This window comes from Nocardia crassostreae (assembly GCF_001613405.1).
GTDB classification, from domain to species: Bacteria; Actinomycetota; Actinomycetes; order Mycobacteriales; family Mycobacteriaceae; genus Nocardia; species Nocardia crassostreae.
This window is the reverse complement of record NZ_BDCH01000013.1, coordinates 151,319-169,671: the sequence shown is the minus strand read 5'-3', so window position 1 is coordinate 169,671 and position 18,353 is coordinate 151,319. Positions and strand designations below refer to the sequence as shown.

The 18,353-nt window shown below is 68.2% G+C and carries 4 protein-coding genes and 2 pseudogenes; 2 read left to right on the top strand and 4 right to left on the bottom strand.

Annotated features, from left to right (window positions below):
* Positions 1-83 precede the first annotated feature (83 nt).
* A complete protein-coding gene (locus NC4_RS11865) occupies positions 84-1,463 on the bottom strand; it encodes an ABC1 kinase family protein (RefSeq protein ID WP_067536775.1) in 1,380 nt (459 codons plus the stop codon).
* Between the two features lie 101 nt (positions 1,464-1,564).
* On the opposite strand from NC4_RS11865, the gene NC4_RS11860 reads away from it, so the two are divergent.
* On the top strand, positions 1,565-2,257 hold the full coding sequence (locus NC4_RS11860; RefSeq protein WP_067536486.1) for a TetR/AcrR family transcriptional regulator: 693 nt from the start codon (positions 1,565-1,567) through the stop codon (positions 2,255-2,257).
* On the opposite strand, the gene NC4_RS11855 is transcribed toward NC4_RS11860, so the two are convergent.
* Entirely contained in the window at positions 2,220-3,407 is a 1,188-nt protein-coding gene (locus tag NC4_RS11855) for an esterase/lipase family protein (RefSeq protein ID WP_067536483.1), read from the bottom strand. The genes NC4_RS11860 and NC4_RS11855 overlap by 38 nt on opposite strands.
* A 243-nt stretch (positions 3,408-3,650) precedes the next feature.
* On the opposite strand from NC4_RS11855, the pseudogene NC4_RS44520 reads away from it, so the two are divergent.
* Positions 3,651-4,025: pseudogene (locus NC4_RS44520) on the top strand (FAS1-like dehydratase domain-containing protein); the annotation flags it as partial.
* A gap of 425 nt (positions 4,026-4,450) precedes the next feature.
* Here NC4_RS44520 and NC4_RS42450 read toward each other — a convergent pair.
* Positions 4,451-11,227: pseudogene (locus NC4_RS42450) on the bottom strand (amino acid adenylation domain-containing protein).
* 153 nt (positions 11,228-11,380) lie between these two features.
* Entirely contained in the window at positions 11,381-18,307 is a 6,927-nt protein-coding gene (locus NC4_RS11835; protein ID WP_067536473.1) for a non-ribosomal peptide synthetase, read from the bottom strand.
* Positions 18,308-18,353 lie beyond the last annotated feature (46 nt).

The following is an 18,353-nucleotide window of genomic DNA, read 5'->3' as shown; positions in this document are numbered from 1 at the left end:
CCCCGCCACCCTAACCAACCCACCCCAATCGAACCAACCCGATTTCACACCACCATCGTCGGGCAGGTTCGCGGGCGGGGGGTTCAGGGCTGCAGGGCGGCTTGCCATTTCGCGATTGTGCGGCCGATTTCGGTGGTGGGTGGGGTGTTGTAGAGCCATTCGCGGGCTAGGGTGTGCCAGTTGGCTGTTGTGTGGAGTTGGCCTAGGGCGGCGAAGGTGAAGAGGTCGGCGCGGCGGGAGAAGACGTGTTCGGGTGGGAGGAGTTGTTTTCGGATGCCGCGGAAGTCGGCGGTTCGGGGGTCTATGGCGAGGATGATGGCGCCGGTGGCCAGGTCGGGGGTGATTGTTAGTTGTTCGTCGAGGAGGTGCCAACCGGCTGCGGCCCAGACGTAGTCGAGGCATTCTCGAGGGGTTACGGCGGAGTCGGGGTCGATGATGCCGCGGGTGGACCATTGGTGGTAGAGGTCTTCGGCGCGGTATTCGCCTGCGGCGCGCAGGGCGGTGCGTTCGAATTCGGCGTGGGCGGGGTCCATGCGGTGGTAGAGGCCGAAGTCGACGAAGGCTACTCGGCCGTCGGCGGCTTGGAGGATATTGCCGGGGTGGGGGTCGCCGCAGAATTCATGGTCGGCGAACAGGGAGCTGATGTAGAAGCGGTAGATCAGTTCGCCGATGTGGTTGCGGTCTGGGGCGGGTAGGGCGCGGAGCTGCTCGAAGGATTTGCCTTCGACGAACTCGGTGACGAGAACGTGGTCGGTGCAATGCTTTTCGATGCTGTCGGGGACCAAGATGTAGGGATGGTCGCGGTAGCGGTGCGCTACTCGATGCTGGGTGCGAGCCTCGCGCAGGTAGTCGAGTTCGCCGCCGATATTGCGGGTGACCTCGTCCAGGACGGCGGCGTCGGCGGCGCTGGGCAGCACGGACTTCCAGAGTTTGCTGAAGAGTTCGAGGTTGCGCATATCGGCGTGGACGGCCTGGTCGACGCCGGGGTACTTCACCTTCACCGCGACGGTGCGTCCGCCACGCAGACGCGCCCGGTACACCTGGCCGATCGACGCGGCCGCGATGGGGGTCTCGTCGAAGTCGGCGAAGGTGCGGGACAGGGGACCGAGGTCGTTCTCGATGACCTGGCGCATGGCGGCGAACGACACCTCCGGTGCGCGGTCGCGCAGTTCGGCGAGCTTGAGCCGGAACACTTCTCGATGCGATTCCGGCACCAGGTCGACATCGAGCACCGACAGCATCTGGCCCAGTTTCATGGCGGCGCCCTTCATGCCGCCGAGCACGGTGACGATCTGCTGCGCGGCTTGCAGCGTGGAGCGTTCGGCGAGCAGCTGCCGCGCCTGCTCGGTGCGCCCGATCATCGACAGCCGGGTGCCGACCCCGCGCGCGGCCTGCCCGGCGGCGAGCCGTCCGAGCCGGGTTCCGCGGGCCAGCCGACCGCTGGGCACTCGACCGGCGACCATGCGCACCTCCGTGGATTCTTCTGGCGCAACAACATACAACCAGACGGCGGGCTTCGTAAGATGAGCAACGCTCAGTTTTCATCGCATCCAGGGAGGCTGTGATGGCGCCGAAGGCCGTCCGGCAACGCCGTCGCCCGACCCAGCAGCGCGCGCAGGCGACCCGCGAACACATTCTCGATACCGCCGCGCGGGTATTCGGGGAGCGCGGCATCGCCGATTCCTCGACCAATCGAATCGCGGCCGAGGCGGGGGTGAGCATCGGCACGGTCTATCGCTATTTCCCCGATCGTTCGGTCATTGTCGACGAATTGCTCGAACGCATGCTGGTGAGTGCCGAACAGCGTTTCATCCATTGGATGTCGAGTCGGCCGCAGCAGCCGAACGAGGTATTCCTCACCTCGATTCCGCAGCTGGTCACCGAGATTCTGGAGGTGTTCACCGAGGAATTGGTGGCCAATGCCAAGCTGGTGGGCGCCATGGTGGCGGGCGTGCAGTTCTACAGCAGCGGCATACCGGAATTCGAACCACGCCTGCGACTGCTGGTGAAGGTCCTGCTGATCCAGATGCTCGGCCCGGGCGACGACGAGAAGTACGACGCCATGACCTTCGTGCTCATCAATACCGGATTCGCGGCGGTGCTGCGGGCCTCGGTGCCGGAGGTCGGCAGCCAGGCCATCGCCATGACCGCGCGCATGATGGGGACGTGGATCGAGGCCGAGGTGCGGGCCGCGCAACCCGCCGACTTCGATCACTATGTCAGAGCGATCCGCCACCGCCCAGCAGCCACGGATTGAAGGTGCAGTCCAGCGCGGGGAATCGGGCCGGATCCAGTGCGCGCAGCGCGATCGACAGCGCGCGCGGCGAATACAGCATGGTGAGGTGGTCGGAGAGATCCTGTTCGCAGCCGTCCTGCAGCAGGATATTGTCGACGGTCGCGCCGGGGCCCGCCTTCAGGAAGGTCAGGTCGTACGGGTTCGTGATCTCGTCGTAGCGGCTGCCGACGATGGTGTAGTCGACCCCGGGCACGGTGTCACCGGCGGCATTGAGCTGGTTGACGAAGTCCGAGCCGATGGTCTGCTGGATTCCCGCGTGGCCGACGAAGATCTCGATGAAGCCGAGAATGTCGATCCCGAAATTGTTGATGGCGCGGCCGAGTGCACCGATGCCGACCAGCGAGGTGCCGTGGTGGGTGGCGCCGTAGGTGATCAGATTGTCGACCTTGGCCGCGCCGCCCTCGAACTTGGTGTACCAGTTCGCCATCGATCCGCCCTGGGAGTGGGCGACGATATCGACCTCGCTGGCTCCCGTGGCGGCCAGGACGCGATCGACGAAAACAGCGACCTGTTTGGCCGAGTCCTGGATGTACCCGGTGCCCATGACGCCGGGCAGGAACGAACCCACGCCGCCGCCTTCGATCAGGTTGGCGCGGCCGTAGTTCAGGGCGAAGGTGCAGAACCCCGCGTCCTTGATGGGCTGGCCGAGGAAGGCGAATCCGTTGTACGCGTTCATCCAAGTGCCGTGCAGCAGCACGACCGGGCGGGGATGCTCGGCGGTCGGTTTGCAATTCCAGTCATTGGCGCCCGGTGGCGCGACATCGGGGTGGAACAGGCCGTAGCCGAAGGCCGCCAACCAGGAGGTCATGGCCGGGCCGTGGCCCGCGGTGTCGGAGGCGTAGCCGCCCGCGGACCCGGAGCTCGAACCCGACCCGCCGAAGCAGTCGCCGGAGCCGTTGCCCGATCCCGCGCCGCTGCCGGAGGTGCACGCCGATCCGGATCCGGCGACCGGTTCGGCCTTCAGCCCGGCCTCGATATACGCGGCCAGTTCCTGTTCGGTGGGTGTGGATTCGGGGGCGGCGGTCACCGTACCGCCGAATGCGACGGCCAGCGCCGAAACCCCGATCAGGACTGCCGCTTTCACTGTCGCGCAGCGGATTGTTCGTCTCATTTCATGCCTTCCTGCGGCCCGGGTACGGATTCGATTTCGGCTGCCCGGCACGCAATTCCGACATCCGAAATCGGGCTCACGCTAGGCCGATGGCCGGATATGGGATAAAAGGTCCCGTCGAACTCTGGAGAACGTCACCAATTCCGTTCGGCCGCACGGTGAGAACTAACCATCCCGAGATGAATCCGCCCCCGCCGAACCATTCCGTTGAATCATGGAGCGCAGATTCGAAAGGACACGACTATGACGAGCACATTGCCTTCGGCGGCCGCACAGGCCCGCGCCCTGGTCGGACACCGCCACCGCTGCGCCGAACCGTTCCGGGTCGAGCGCGGTCGCATTCGCGAATTCGCGCGCGCCGTCCAGGCCTTTCACCCCGCGCATTGGGACGAGCGCGCCGCGGCGCGACTGGGTTTCGACGCGGTGGTGGCGCCGCCGACATTCGCCGCCCTGATTTGGCAGCAGGCGCGGCGCGAGATTCTCGAGACCCTGGTCACCGGCTACCGCCTGGACCGGATCGTGCACGTCGACCAGACCCTCGATATCGGCCGCCCGCTACTCGCCGGTGACGTGCTGACCTGCGAGGTGTACTTCGAATCCTTCCGGCAGTTCCACTCTTTCGACGTCATCACCGTCACGGGGGTGCTGACCGATCAAGACGGGACGCCGGTCCAGACCGGCTCCACCGCGCTACTCGCCCACACCGGCGCACGGCGCACGGCTCCGCATATCGATACCGGGCCAACAGATTTCACCGACACGATAGATCCTGCGATCGCCGCGATGGCGCAGCGGCGGCGGTCACGCAATCAGGTCGAGTTCTCCCACCTGGCCGTGAATGCCGTGCTGCCCACCGCGAGCGCCACACTGAAGCCCGCCGACCTGCTGAACTACGCTCGGACAGTGGGTGATCCGACCGGGGTGGCGGGCCCGCTCGCATCCGGCCTGCTCGTTCTCGGGCTGACCACCAGCTACCTCACCTCGTGGACCGGCGACCCGGCGGCGGTGACGAAGTACCGCGCCGAATTCGCCGACCAGGTGCACTACCTGTCCGTGCCGCCGGACAGCTGCGCATGGAACAACAATCCGGCTTGCAATGGCGTCGGCGGCAGCACATCGGTCAGCGATGGATACCTGTGCTCGATCGAGGCCACCTGGGACTGGGTGACCGTCACCAGCTCGAAGTCCGAGGGCGAATGTCCACCCGCGCCGGGGTTTTCGGCATGCTCGGCGATGGCGGTCAGCAACTCCGACCACAGGTTCGCCAGTTCCTCGATGTCGGCGCGATCCAGCAGGGTGGAGGGGAATCGGAATACGGTCCGCAATCGGTCGTCGACCACCATGGCCGATACGTCGACCGCCACCGTCACCGGCGTCCGCGGGTCCGGCGTGATCTCCAGGTCGCCCAACCCGCCGAACAATCCGTCCGCACCGATGTCCGCGGCCGATACGCAACCCAGATAGTTGAAGCCGATCCGGCCCGGCATCCGATCCGGCAGCCGCGCGGCGGTTTCCGGATTCAGATACCGCAGCAGGCCGTAACCGATGCCCTTGTCCGGGATCGCACGCAGCGTTTCCTTCACCGACAGCACCACACTCGCCACGGCCTCGTTCGACCGCAGGTCATCGACGTCGACATCGGAAAGGTCGAACCGCACCGGGAACATCGAGGTGAACCAGCCCACCGTCCGCGACAGATCCGCACCGGCGACGACCTGCTCCTCGCGACCGTGCCCTTCCAGCCGGATCAGCACCGACCGCTCGTCGATACCGCGCCTCGCGCGCCAGATCCGCACCGCCGCAGCCGGACCCGCCAGCAGGCCGTCGTTTACCCCACAGTGGAACACCGCCGGAACCCGCGACAGCAGCGCATGCGTCACCGCCTCCGGGAGGTGCACGTCCACATGGTCGAGCACCGATGCCGTATCGACCGACGGGTCCAATTCCCTTCCGCCCCACAACGGATCCGCATCCGTCGCCATCGACTGCCACAACCCCAGCTCTCCCGCCCGCTGGTCCGCCACGCCCGCATCGACCAGCGCGTGCGCCCAGCGCCGCATCGAGGCCCCGACCGGCTCCAGCACCGGCTCCGCACCTCGTATCGCCTGCTCCAGCGCCGACAGCAGATCCGGCGCCAGCACCCGCCACGACACCCCGTCGACCACCAGATGGTGCGCCACGACCGCCAGCCATCCACCCGTGCCGGGAGCGTCGAGCCACACGAACTGCACGATTGTCCCTGCGGCTGGATCCAGCCGCGAAACCGACGAATTCAATTCGGCCGCAGCATGTTCTGCGATCACTGCCCGATCGACATCTGCATCGGTGAGAACATGCCGGAGCACTGCGGCCGGGTTCACGCCGCCGGGTGAATCTACTGTCAGCGACCAGTCGCCGGATGTGCCGGACTGTAGGCGCGATCGCAGCATGTCGTGGCGGTTCAGTAGTGCGCGGATGGCCGCGGTGAGGTTCGCCTCGGTGGCGCCGAGCGGCAGTTGCAGTACGATGTGCTGTTCGAAATGGTCGAAGCCTGTGCCCCACTCCACCATCCAGCGGGCCACCGGGAGCAGGGGCAGATCTCCGATGCCACCACCGGCGAGCTCCGGCAGCTCTTTGCTGGTCGCGCCGTCGGCCGGGCGGGCGATGAGGGCCAGGCGGGCCGGAGTGCGGTGTTCGAACACATCTCGAGGGCCGAATGCCAGGCCGAGTGCGCGGGCCCGGGCCACGACCTGAATGGAGACGATGGAATCGCCACCCAGAACGAAGAAGTCGTCGTCGGATCCGACCTGATCGAGACCGAGGATTTCGGCGATGACTCCGGCGATGATCTGTTCGGCGGGGCTCGAGGGGGCTCGGAAGGTGCGCGGGGCGAACACCGGCTCGGGGAGAGCGCGCCGATCCACTTTACCGCTGGTGGTGAGCGGGAGTTCGGCGAGTACTGTCACGAGGTCCGGCACCATGTAGCCCGGCAGTCGTTCGCTCAGCTGCTCTCGGACGGTGGCCGGGGTTGTGTCGCATCCGGGTTCGGGTACCACATAGCCGACCAGGCGCGGACCGACGCCGGTGTCGGTCGGGGGCGTGTGCAGGAGCACGACGGCTTGTTCGATGCCGTCGACCTCGGTGAGGGCGGTCTCGATCTCGCCGAGTTCCAGGCGCTGTCCGCGGACCTTCACCTGGAAGTCGGCGCGGCCGACGAATACGAGATTCCCAATGCCCGAGCCGTTCTCGTCCCAGCGGACCAGGTCGCCGGTCCGGTACAGCCGATCGCCCGTCGCGGTGAACGGGTTGGCGACGAAGCGCGATGCGGTCAATGCCGATCGTCCTCGATAGCCCCGTGCCACACCGGCGCCGGAGACGTACAGCTCGCCCACCATCCCGGCTGGTACCGGGCGCAGCCACGAATCCAGCACCAGCGCGGCCATACCCGCGATCGGGGCACCGATGCCCGGCGCTGCCCCGCACGTAAGTTCGCCGCCCGTCACCCAGATGCTGGCTTCCGCGGGACCGTACAGGTTGTGCATCCGGCGCATGCCCGCGGAATCGGTTCCGGCCCAGCGCGATACCAGCTGGGGCGAGCATCGATCGCCGCCGGTCAGGATGATCCGCAGCGCATCAAGTCCCTCGGGCTCGAGCGACGACGCCACCGCCGGAGTCAGAAAGGCGTGGGTAATGCGGTGATCTCGCAGCAGCTCCCACAGTGGTTGCCCGCCATACACATCCGCCGACGCCACGACCAGGGTTACCGCACCCGATATCACCAGCAGCAGCTCCAAGATGGCCGCGTCGAAGGTCCACGACGCCACACCCAGCACCCGCGACTCGGGCCCGACCCCGCAGCGGGTCACCAGATCCGCTGTCAGCGCGGCCAATCCGGTATGGGCGACGTCCACGCCCTTGGGGCGGCCCGTCGATCCCGAGGTGTAGACGACGTAGGCCGGATTCCCCGCGCGTAGCGCAGCACGACGCTCCGTGTCCAGCACTGCGGCGGCGCTGTGGTTCGCCAGGTCGAGCCGATCGAGGCGAATGATTTCCACGGAGTCCGCGCCGAGCTCGAAGTCGCCCCGAGCCAGCACACAACAGACATCGGAATCGCCGCACACGAACCGGTTTCGCTCCACCGGATGTGCGGGGTCCAGTGAGACGAACGCCGCGGCGGACTTGGCGACCGCCCAGACCGACAGCACCCATTCCAGCGATCGCGGCGCGCCCACGGCCACCACGGACTCCGGCCCCACGCCGCGCCCGATCAGCGAGCGCACCCTTCGATTCGACTGCTCATCGAGATCGCGGTAGGAGATGCGCCGGTCGCCGTCGACCACGGCGTCCCCGTCCGGGTTGCTCGCCACGGCGGCGTCCAGGAGGCCCGGCAACGTGGTCGAGCCGGTGTCGATCGTGGTGAGATCCGGATCCAGCATCCCGCTGCGGCCCCACTCGTGCACGAGCCGATGGCGCTCCGGCCACGAGAGCACCTCGATATCCCGCACCGGCACGGTGGGATCGTGAGCGATCGTGCGCAGCACTGCTCGCAGCCGTTCACCGAACGCCGTGATCGTAGCCGTGTCGAAGACTCCCGGCTGGTATTGCAGCCGGATTCGCAAGGTGTCCTGGAGCGCCGCGGTGCAGGTCAAGGGGTAGTGGGTGGCGTCGGCCGCCACGATCCGGGTGATGGCGAGGTCGCCGCCGCCCGCGGTGTCCTCCATCCGATGCAGGTCGACCCGGTAGGACTCGAGCACCATGAGGGTGTCGAAGAGGCTGTCGCTGCCGGTGAGCACGTGGATATCGCGCAGCCCGAGATGGTGGTGGTCGAGCAGGGCCACCTGTTCGTCGTGGATGCGGGTCCACAGCCCGGCGATCGTCTCGGTGGGGTCGAGTCGGATCCTGGTCGGAATGGTGTTGATGAACAGCCCGATGGTGTGCGCGGTGGCGGGGAGGTCACCGGGTCGTCCGGAGACGGTCGCGCCGAAGATCACATCGGTCCGGCCGCTCAACTGCGCCACCATAATCGCCCACGCCGATTGCAGCACGGTATTCACGGTCACCCCGGCGGCGGCCGCCGCGGCGATCAGATCGCGGGTATCGGCGCCGTCCAGGCCGATCGAGCGATTCGCCGACGCGGTATCGCCGCCCGCAGCGGAGCCGCCGACAAGGGTCGGTTCAGCACCGTCCAGCGCCGCCGACCACGCTTATCGCGCCGCATCGCCGTCACGAGACGCCAACCAGGCCAGGAAGTCTCGATACGATCCGGCCGGTGCGTCCACGGGTCGGCCGGAGTAGGCGGAGAACAGCTCGGAGATGAGCAGCGGCATGGACCAGCCGTCGAGAATCACATGGTGATTGGTGAGGATCACCGCCCACCGATCGGCGGCCACGGCAACGACAGTGCAGCGCAGCAGAGGTGGCGAGGTGAGGTCAAACGGGTCCGCTTTCGCCCGGGCGGCGAGGTCGTCGAGCGCGGGCTCGGGATCCGGGTGACCGGTGAGATCGGCGAGCTGCCAGGGCAATTCGACATCCCTACAGACCACCGACACGCTCTGCCCACTGTCGGTGGAAACGAAGCCGGTCCACAGGCCGTCGTTCCGTCGCACCACCGCTGCCGCGGCCGCGCGCAACCGGTCCGGGTCCAGATCACCGTCGAGATGCAGAACAACCTGCGCCACATAGGCATCCGCCGTGGCGTCGGCGCCTGCCAGCTCGGCGTGGTACAGCAGTCCGGCCTGCAGGGGCGTCACCGGCCATACATCGGTCAGCGCCGAACACCGCCGGTCGAGTGCGATGACATCCGCCTGCGGCAAGGCCACCAGACCGAAGTCCGACGGCGAATGTCCACCCGCACCGGGAGTTTCGGCGTACTCGGCCATCGCGGCCAGCACCCGCGACCACAGCTCGGCGAACTCCTCCACATCCTCGCGTTCGAGCAGCGTGCGCGGGTACCGGAACACCGCCCGCAAGCGGTCCTCGATCACGATCGCCGATACGTCCAGCGCCACGGTCACCGGCATATCCGGATCCGGCGTCGCGCACAACTCCCCCAGGCCGCCGTGGACCCCGCCCGCGCCGAGCGCATCGCCCGCCACCCGGCCCAGGTAGTTGAAGCAGATCCGCCCGGGCATCCGATCCGGCAGCAGCGCAGCGGTTTCCGGATTCAGGTACCGCAACAGACCGTAGCCCATGCCCTTGTCCGGGATCGAACGCAGTGTTTCCTTCACCGACCACACCGCGGCGGCTACGGCCTCCCCGCCCGCGACGACAGCGTCGGCATCGATGCCGGACAGGTCGAAACGCACCGGGAACATCGAGGTGAACCAGCCCACCGTCCGTGACAGATCCGCGCCCGCGACAACTTGTTCCGCACGCCCGTGCCCCTCCAAGCGAAGCAGCACCGAGGGCTCGTCGATCCCGCGCCGGGACCGCCAGAGCCGGACCGCCACAACGAGACACGCGAGCAAACCGTCGTCGACTCCGCCGTGGCAGGCCATCGGCACACGCGACAGCAGCGCCCGCGTCACCGACTCCGGCAGTTCGATACTCGATTGCTCGAGCACCGCCGCCGTATCGATGGCGGGATCCAGCTCGCGCGGCCCGAACACCGGGTCCGGCCCGGCCTGCATGGACTGCCACAAACCCAGTTCCGCGACTCGCCGCGGGTCGGCCGCCGCTTCCGCCAGCCCGTGCGCCCAGCGGCGCATCGACGTGCCCACCGGTTCCAGGACCGGAATATCGCCCCGCACAGCCTGTTCCAATGCCGACATCAGATCCTGCGCCAGCACCCGCCAGGAGACGCCGTCGACCACGGCGTGATGGGCCACGAGCACCAGCCAGCCGGGCCGCCCGACGGGATCGAGCCACACGAATCGGGTCATCACGCCCCGGACCGGATCCAGCTGCTTCACGGCCGAGTTCAGTTCCGCTCCAGCGATTTCCGTCACGCCTGACAGTCCGGTCGGGGAGTCCAGGTCGATATCGGGATCGACGGCACGCCTGCACACCACCTCGGCGGCATCCACGCTGCCCGCGGGGGCGACGAGCATCGTCCACTGTCCGGACTCGCACGTCAGCCGCGACCGCAACATATCGTGCCGATCCAGCACCGCCGCGACGGCCACCACGAGGCTCGCCTCATCCACTCCCGCGGGCAGCCGCAGCGTCACATGCTGCTCGAAACGACCGAAGCCCGTGCCCCAGTCCACCATCCACCGGGCCACCGGCAGCAGTGGCAACTCCCCGACGCCGCCACCGGGCAGCTCCGCCAGCCCGCCCCCGCCATCGGTGCGGCTCGCGCAGTCGGCCAATCGGGCGGCGGTCCGCTGTTCGAACACATCGCGCGGACCGAATGCCACGCCCCGCGCCCGCGCCCGCGCGACCACCTGGATCGACACGATCGAATCTCCGCCCAGCGCGAAGAAGTCGTCGTCGACCCCGACGCGGTCCAGGCCGAGCAGCTCGGCGAACACCTCCGCCGCAATCTCCTCGGCGGGCGTCGACGGCGCGCGATAGTCCGCGCCCACGGCGACCGGCTCGGGCAGCGCGGCCTTGTCCACCTTGCCGTTCACCGTCAAGGGCAGAGTGTCGAGCACCATCACCACATCGGGCACCATGTACCCGGGCAGGCGCTCAGCCACCGACCGCCGGACCGCCGCCGGGTCCAGCGTGTACCCGGGCATGGCCACCACGTACCCGACTAGCCGCGCACCGGCATCGCCGGGCGCGTGCACGATGACGACCGCTTGCGCAATGCCTTCGACCTCGCACAGCCCGGCCTCGACCTCGCCGAGTTCGAGTCGCTGGCCGCGAACCTTCACCTGGAAATCGGCCCGGCCCATGAACATCAGCGCCGCGCTGCTCGAACCCGTCGCGGAATCCGGTCCGGCCGTGACCCAGTGGACCAGGTCGCCCGTCCGATACAACCGATCTCCGGGTTTCCCATGGGGATTCACGACGAACCGCGCCGCCGTCGCACCCGGTCGGCCCCGATATCACCGCGCCACACCGGCACCGGAGATGTACAGCTCACCCACCACCCCGGCGGGGACCGGGCGCAGCCACGCATCCAGCACGAGCACGTCCATACCGGCTATGCCCGAACCCATCTCGAGTGGATCGCTCGCGCCGAGTTCACCGCTGATCGTCATGATGATCGTGGTCTCGGTGGGACCGTAGGTATTGAAGAACCTGCGCGCACCCGCCGCATCGGTGCGTGACCAGCGTGCGACGAGCCGATTCGAGTACCGTTCGCCGCCGACCGTGACGACGCTCAGATCGTCGAGCCCGCTCGGATCGAGGGAGGCCACCACCGAGGGAGTCAGGAACGCGTGCGTGATGCGCAGCTCCCGCATGAGGTCGGTCAAGGGCGGCCCGGCGTAGACGTCGCCCGGCGCGAGGATCAGGGCTGCGCCGGTGTGGACGGCGAGCAGGATCTCGAGGACGGCGGCGTCGAAGGTGCGCGCGGAGACGCCCAGGATCCGCGCCCCGGGATCGATCGCGTACCGGCGATGGTGCGCGGCGGCGACGGCGGCCAGCCCGGCGTGGGTGACCTCGACGCCCTTCGGACGTCCGGTCGAACCCGAGGTGTAGACGACGTAGGCGGTATTGCTCGTGCGCAGCACACCGCACCGATCCGCGTCGGTCACAGGTGTTTTCGCGTGCGCCGGGACGGCCGCCGCGACGGCGGGGTCGTCGAGATTCAGCCAGGAGATATCGTCCCGAGGCAGCGCGGCGCTGTACCGATCGAGCGTAATACCGAGCCGCACACCGGAGTCCGCGCACAGGAACCGGTTGCGTTCGAACGGATGGGACGGGTCCAGGGACAGGAATCCGGCTCCGGTCTTGGTGACCGCCCAGACCGCGACCATCCACTCCAGGGATCGCGGCAGCGCGATCGCGAGCACCGCCTCCGGGCCGACGCCATGCTGGATCAGGAAGCGCGCCAGCTGATTCGATCGCTCGTCAAGATCGCGGTAGGAGATCCGCCGCTCGCCGTCGACGACAGCGTCGCCGTGTGGGTTGTTCGCCACCGCGGCGGCCAGTAGCTCCGGCAGGGTGGCAATGTCGGCGTCGGCGGCATTGCGGCCCCACTCGTTCAGGAGCTGGTGTCGTTCCGGTGCGGACAGGGTGTCGATATCGCGGACGAGAACGGCGGGGTCGGCAGTGATCGCGCGGAGTACCCGTTGCAGGCGTTCGACCACCGCGATGATCGTCGAGCGGTCGAAAAGGTCTGTGGCATAGCTGATATCGACGGGGATCTCACCCTTGCCGTCCGGGCTGTCCGGCAGGGTGAGGGTCAGGTCGAAGCGCTCGACACCCGTGTCCGCGCCCGAGGGCGTGACCTCGAGATCCGGGAACGCGAGGCCGCTCGGGTCGAGATTGTGGAATGCCAGCAATACCTGGAACAGCGGGTGGTGCGCCTGGCTGCGCGGCGGATAGAGCGCCTCGACCACCTGCTCGAAAGGCGCCTCGCCGTGCGCGAAGCCATCCAGATCAACCTCGCGCACCAGCTCGAGCAGCTCGGTGAACTGTACGGACTCGTCGATGCGAGTACGCAGTACCACCGTATTGACGAACATGCCGACCAAGTCGTCCAGCCGGGCCGAGCCACGGCCCGAAACCGGTGTGCCGATCACTATGTCGGCACTGCCCGACAGGCGCGACAGCACAATGGCCAGCGCCGCATGGAACACCATGAACACCGTCGCACCCTGCGCGCGGGCGAGGCGGTGCAGCCCCTCGGTAACGGTCGTATCCAAGGCGAACCCGTACGTCGCACCCCGATGCGATGCCACCGGCGGTCGAGGCCGGTCGGCGGGCAACTCCAGCACCTCCGGCAGATCCGACAAGTGCGTGCGCCAGTACGCCAGCTTCCGTGACAACACCGAATCCGGATCGTCGGCCGAGCCCAGCAATTCCCGCTGCCACAGTGTGTAGTCCGCGTACTGCACCGGCAAGGGCGTCCATTCCGGAGTTCGGCCCGCGCGCCGGGCCGCATAGGCGGCGGCCAGGTCTCGCGCCAGCGGACCCATGGAGAAGCCATCGGCGCAGATGTGATGCGCCACGATCACCAGCACGAATTCGTCCGGTCCCGGCGACAGCAGCCGGAGCCGCAGCGGAATCTGTTCCGCTACATCGAATCCCAGCGACACCACGTCCGAAATCGCATCCGCGCAGGCGTCCGCACGCACCGGTCGAGGCGTCGGGTCGACGTCCGAGACGGCTGCCAGGTCCTCGATCTCGACCACGGACTGATACGGCACGCCATCGGCATCCGGGTACCTGGTGCGCAATACCTCGTGCCGGGCGAGCACATCGGTCACGGCGGCCGACAACGCCGCGGTGTCCAGGTCGACGGACAGCCGGAGCACCATGGGAATCCCGTATGCCGCGGCTCCCGGTGCGAACCGGTTGACGAACCACATCCGTTGCTGCCCGAAGGACAATGGCATGCGTTCCGGACGAACCGTGACATCCAGGCGCGGACCGGTAGCGGCTTCCCGCGCGCCTACGGTGCGGGCCGTCAGCAGTTCTGCCAGCTCGGCGACGACCGATGCCTCGAACACCTCGCGCACACCCACGGTGACACCGCTCGCCTCGCCCAATCGCGCCACCAGCCGCGTGGCCGACAGCGAATTGCCGCCCAGCGCAAAGAAATCGTCGTCCGCGCCGACCAGGTCCACGCCGAGAACCTCGGCGAAGACGGCCGCCACGGTTTCCTCGGCCGGAGTCGACGGCGAGCGATAACCCGCGCCCGCGGTGACCGGCTCCGGCAGCTTCGCCTTGTCGACTTTTCCATTGACCGTCAGCGGCAGCTCATCCAGCACGAGCACAACATCCGGCACCATGAACCGCGGCAGATGTTCGGCGGAAGACCGCCGCACGGCAAGGGATTCCAGCACGCGGCCCGCCGCGGCCACGACGTACCCCACCAGCCGCGCACCGGCATCGTCGGGTGTGTGCAGGACGGCTACCGCTTGATCGACTCCCGCGACCGCGCACAGCCCGGCCTCGACCTCGCCCAGCTCCAGACGCTGGCCGCGCACTTTCACCTGGAGGTCCGCACGGCCCGCGAACATCAAAGTCCCCGTGCCCGAAGCTGATTCGTCGTCAACCCAGCGGACCAGATCGCCCGTCCGGTACAGCCGATCCCCGGCCGCGCCGAAGGGGTTGGCCACGAATCGAGAGGCGGTCAGTCCCGCACGGCACCGATAGCCGCGTCCCACACCGGGTCCCGCCACATACAATTCGCCCGCCACCCCGGCGGGCACCGGGCGCAGCCAGTCGTCGAGCACCAGCACATCCAGGCCGCCGATGACAGAGCCCATGGTGACCGGGTCATCCGCACGGAGTTCGGCGCTGCCCGTCACCCAAATGGTGGTCTCGGCCGGGCCGTAGAGGTTGAACACCCGCCGCTTGCCTGCGGTATCGGTGCGCGACCAGCGCGACACCAGAGCGGGCGGACACGCCTCTCCCGCCGCGATCATCGCGTGCAGGTCGTCGAGCCAGGCTGGGTCCAGGGCGAGCGCCACGGTCGGGGTGAGCACGGCATGGGTGACGCGCTCGATGCGGATCAGTTCCGCCAGGGGCTGTCCGCCGTACACCTGCGGCGGGGCCACGATCAGTGTTCCGGCGCCGGAAACGGCCAGCAGCAGTTCGAAAACGGCCGCGTCGAAGGTGCGTGCCGCGACGGTCAGGACCCGCGCCTCCGGGCTCATGCCGAAGCGCTGCCGCTGCGCGGCGCAGAGACCGGCCAGCCCGGCGTGCGTGATCTCGACACCCTTCGGGCGCCCGGTCGAACCCGAGGTGTAGACGAGATAGGCCGCACCGTCCGTGCGGGAGGTTCCGGCTCGCTCGGCATGGGTCACCGGCACGGCCGGGCACTGCTCGACCTGTGCCGTGGCGCCCGGATCATCGAGCACCAGCCACGACACGCCCTCCCACGGCAGCGCGGCCACATATCGGGATTGCGTAATCCCCCACCGCACACCGGAATCGGCGCACATGAACTGATTGCGATCGAGCGGATGCTCGGGATCCAGCGAGACGAAGGCCGCCCCGGCCTTGGCTGTGGACCAGACCGCCAGCACCCACTCCAGCGATCGCGGTACACCCACCGCCACCACGGATTCGGGGCGCATGCCCTGTTCGATCAGGTGGCGCGCCAGACGATTCGACTGCTCGTCCAGGTCGCGGTACGAGATGCGCCGATCCCCGTCCACGACGGCAGCGCCGTCCGGATGGCGCGCCACCGCGGCGGCCAGCAGGTCCGGAAGCGTGGCGGTGGGCACGTCGACCGAGCCGCCGCGTCCCCACCGCCGGAGCTGTGCACGTTCGGATTCGTTCAGCGCCTGAATATTTCGAACCGTGATACCGGGATCGGCAATGACCGCCAGCAGCATTCGCCGCACTTGTTCGCCGAGGGCCGTGATGGTGGTCCGATCGAATACCTCCGGCTGGTACTGCAACCGGATTCGCAGCCCGTCCTGCACGGTGATGCTGCACGTCAGCGGATAGTGGGTGGAATCGGTGGCGGCGATTCGCGTGATCTCCAGATCGCCCTTGCCGGTGAGCGTGTGGATGTCGGCCAGACCGAGGTGATGGTGGTCGAGCAGCACGGCTTGCTCGTCGTGCATGCGCTCCCACAACCGGGTGACGGTCTCCGCCGGATCCAGCCGGACCCGAGTCGGAATCGTATTCACGAACAATCCGAGAGTGCTCGCGACGCCGGGCAATTCGCCCGGACGACCGGATACGGCGGCGCCGAATACGACATCGGTGCGGCCGCTCGTCCCCGCGACCAGTAGCGCCCAGACCGACTGGAGCACGGTATTCACCGTCACCCCGGCCGTCGCGGCGGCGGCGGCCAGATCGACCGCACCGGCGCTGTCGACGGTGATCCACTCCTCCGCCACCGTGATCGAACCGGAGCTCGCGCCGGATGCGATGAGGGTGGGCTCGGCGCCGTCGAGCGCCGCCGCCCACGCTGCCCGTGCGGCGTCCCGGTCACGAGCGGCCAGCCACGCCAGGAAGTCCCGATAGGACCCGGTCGCCACCGCCGGGGCAGCGGCGTATCGCGCGAACAGATCGGTGATCAGCAGCGGCATGGACCAGCCGTCCAGGACGGCATGGTGATTGGTGACGATCAAGGCCCAGCCATCGGAGCGCAGCCGCGCCACGGTGAACCGCACCAGGGGCGCCGTCGCGAGATCGAACCGCCGTGCCTTCTCGGCGGCGGCCAGGCGGGCGAGTTCGACTTCCTGATCGCCAGGGCCGGTCACATCGATTACCTGCCACGGCAATTCGATGTCATCACAGATCACCGCCACACTCTCGCCGCCAATGGTGATGAACGCGGTCCGCAGCACCTCGTGACGCGCGACCAGCTCGGCCGCCGCCCTGCGCAGACGCGGTGCATCGAGGCCACCGTCCAGGTGCAGAACCACCTGTGCCACATAGGCATCGGCACCCACACCGGTCAGCTGGGTGTGGAACACCAACCCGGACTGCAAGGGCGTCAGGGGCCACACCTCCGTCAGCGACGGGTATCGGCGTTCGAGCGCCGCCACGCCGGGCTGACCGAGTCGCACCAATCCGAAGTCCGATGGTGAATGTCCGCCCGCCCCAGGCGTGTCGGCGTGCTCTGCGATCGCGGCCAGCATCCCGGACCACAGCTGGGCGAACTCTTCCACTTCATCCCGATCGAGCAAAGCGCCCGGGAACCGGAGCACCGCCCGCAATCGGTCCTCGACCACCAGCGCGGTCACGTCCAGCGCCAGCGTCACCAGCATGTCCGGGTCCGGTGCGACGTCCAATGCCCCCAGGCCGCCGTACAACCCGTCCGTACCCAGATCGCCGGTCGCGACCCGGCCCAGATAGTTGAACCCGATGCGCCCGGGCATATCCTCCGGAAGAGCTTGTGCGGTCCGCTCATCGAGGTAACGCAGCAGCCCGTAGCCGATTCCCCTGTCCGGGATCGAACGCAACCTCTCCTTCACCGACAACACCGCCGCGGCGATATCCCCGTCCTCGATTCCAGCCAGGTCGAACCGCACCGGGAACATCGACGTGAACCAGCCGACCGTCCGCGACAGGTCACTGCCCGCCAGCACCTGCTCCTCCCGGCCGTGCCCTTCCAACCGGACCAGTACCGACGGCTCACCGATACCGCGACGCACCCGCCACATCCGGACCGCCACGACCAGACCCGCCACCAGCCCGTCCTCCACGCCGCCGTGGAACACCGATGGCACCCGCGAGAGGAGCACGCGGGTCACCGACTCCGGCAATTCCACGCGGACCTGCTCGAGCGTCGAGGCGGTATCGCGGGCCGGGTCCAGCTCCCGCCCGCCCCACACCGGATCCGGGCCCGTGATCATCGACTGCCACAACCCGAGTTCGGCACGACGGCGCGGATCGGCCGCCGCGGCCGCCAGGCCGCGCGCCCAGTGTCGCAATGAGGTGCCGACCGGAGCCAGGACCGGTGTCGCACCCGCCCGCGCCTGTTCCAGGGCCGACAGCAGATCCGGCGCCAGCACCCGCCACGACACGCCGTCGACCGCCAGATGGTGTGCCGCGACAATCAGCCAGCCCGGAGCGGCGCTGGCATCGAGCCACACGAACTGGACCATCGTCCCCGCCAGTGGATCCAGTCGAGCCACCGCCGAATTCAATTCCGCCGCCGCGATATCCGCCACCGCCGCGCGGCCCGCCGTGGAGTCGACATCCATACCCGGATCGAGCACGCACCGGCGGATCGTTCCGGCCGTGTCGATCCCGCCCTCGGGTTCGGCGATCAACGACCACTCGCCGGTAGGGCGGATCGTGCCAGCGCCCGGCGCGGCAGTCGCGTCGGTGCGGCGCAGACGAGATCGCAGGGCGTCGTGACGATTCAGGACCGCGGCCACGGCCGCGCGCACCGCCGATTCCTCCAGCCCCCCGGCAAGCGCAGCACCATGTGCTGCT

Excerpts from the sequence above, each read along its gene's own strand:
- NC4_RS11855 (WP_067536483.1), bottom strand. The coding sequence starts at position 3,407 with ATGAGACGAACAATCCGCTGCGCGACAGTGAAAGCGGCAGTCCTGATC.
- NC4_RS11860 (WP_067536486.1), top strand. The coding sequence starts at position 1,565 with ATGGCGCCGAAGGCCGTCCGGCAACGCCGTCGCCCGACCCAGCAGCGC.
- NC4_RS11865 (WP_067536775.1), bottom strand. The coding sequence starts at position 1,463 with ATGGTCGCCGGTCGAGTGCCCAGCGGTCGGCTGGCCCGCGGAACCCGG.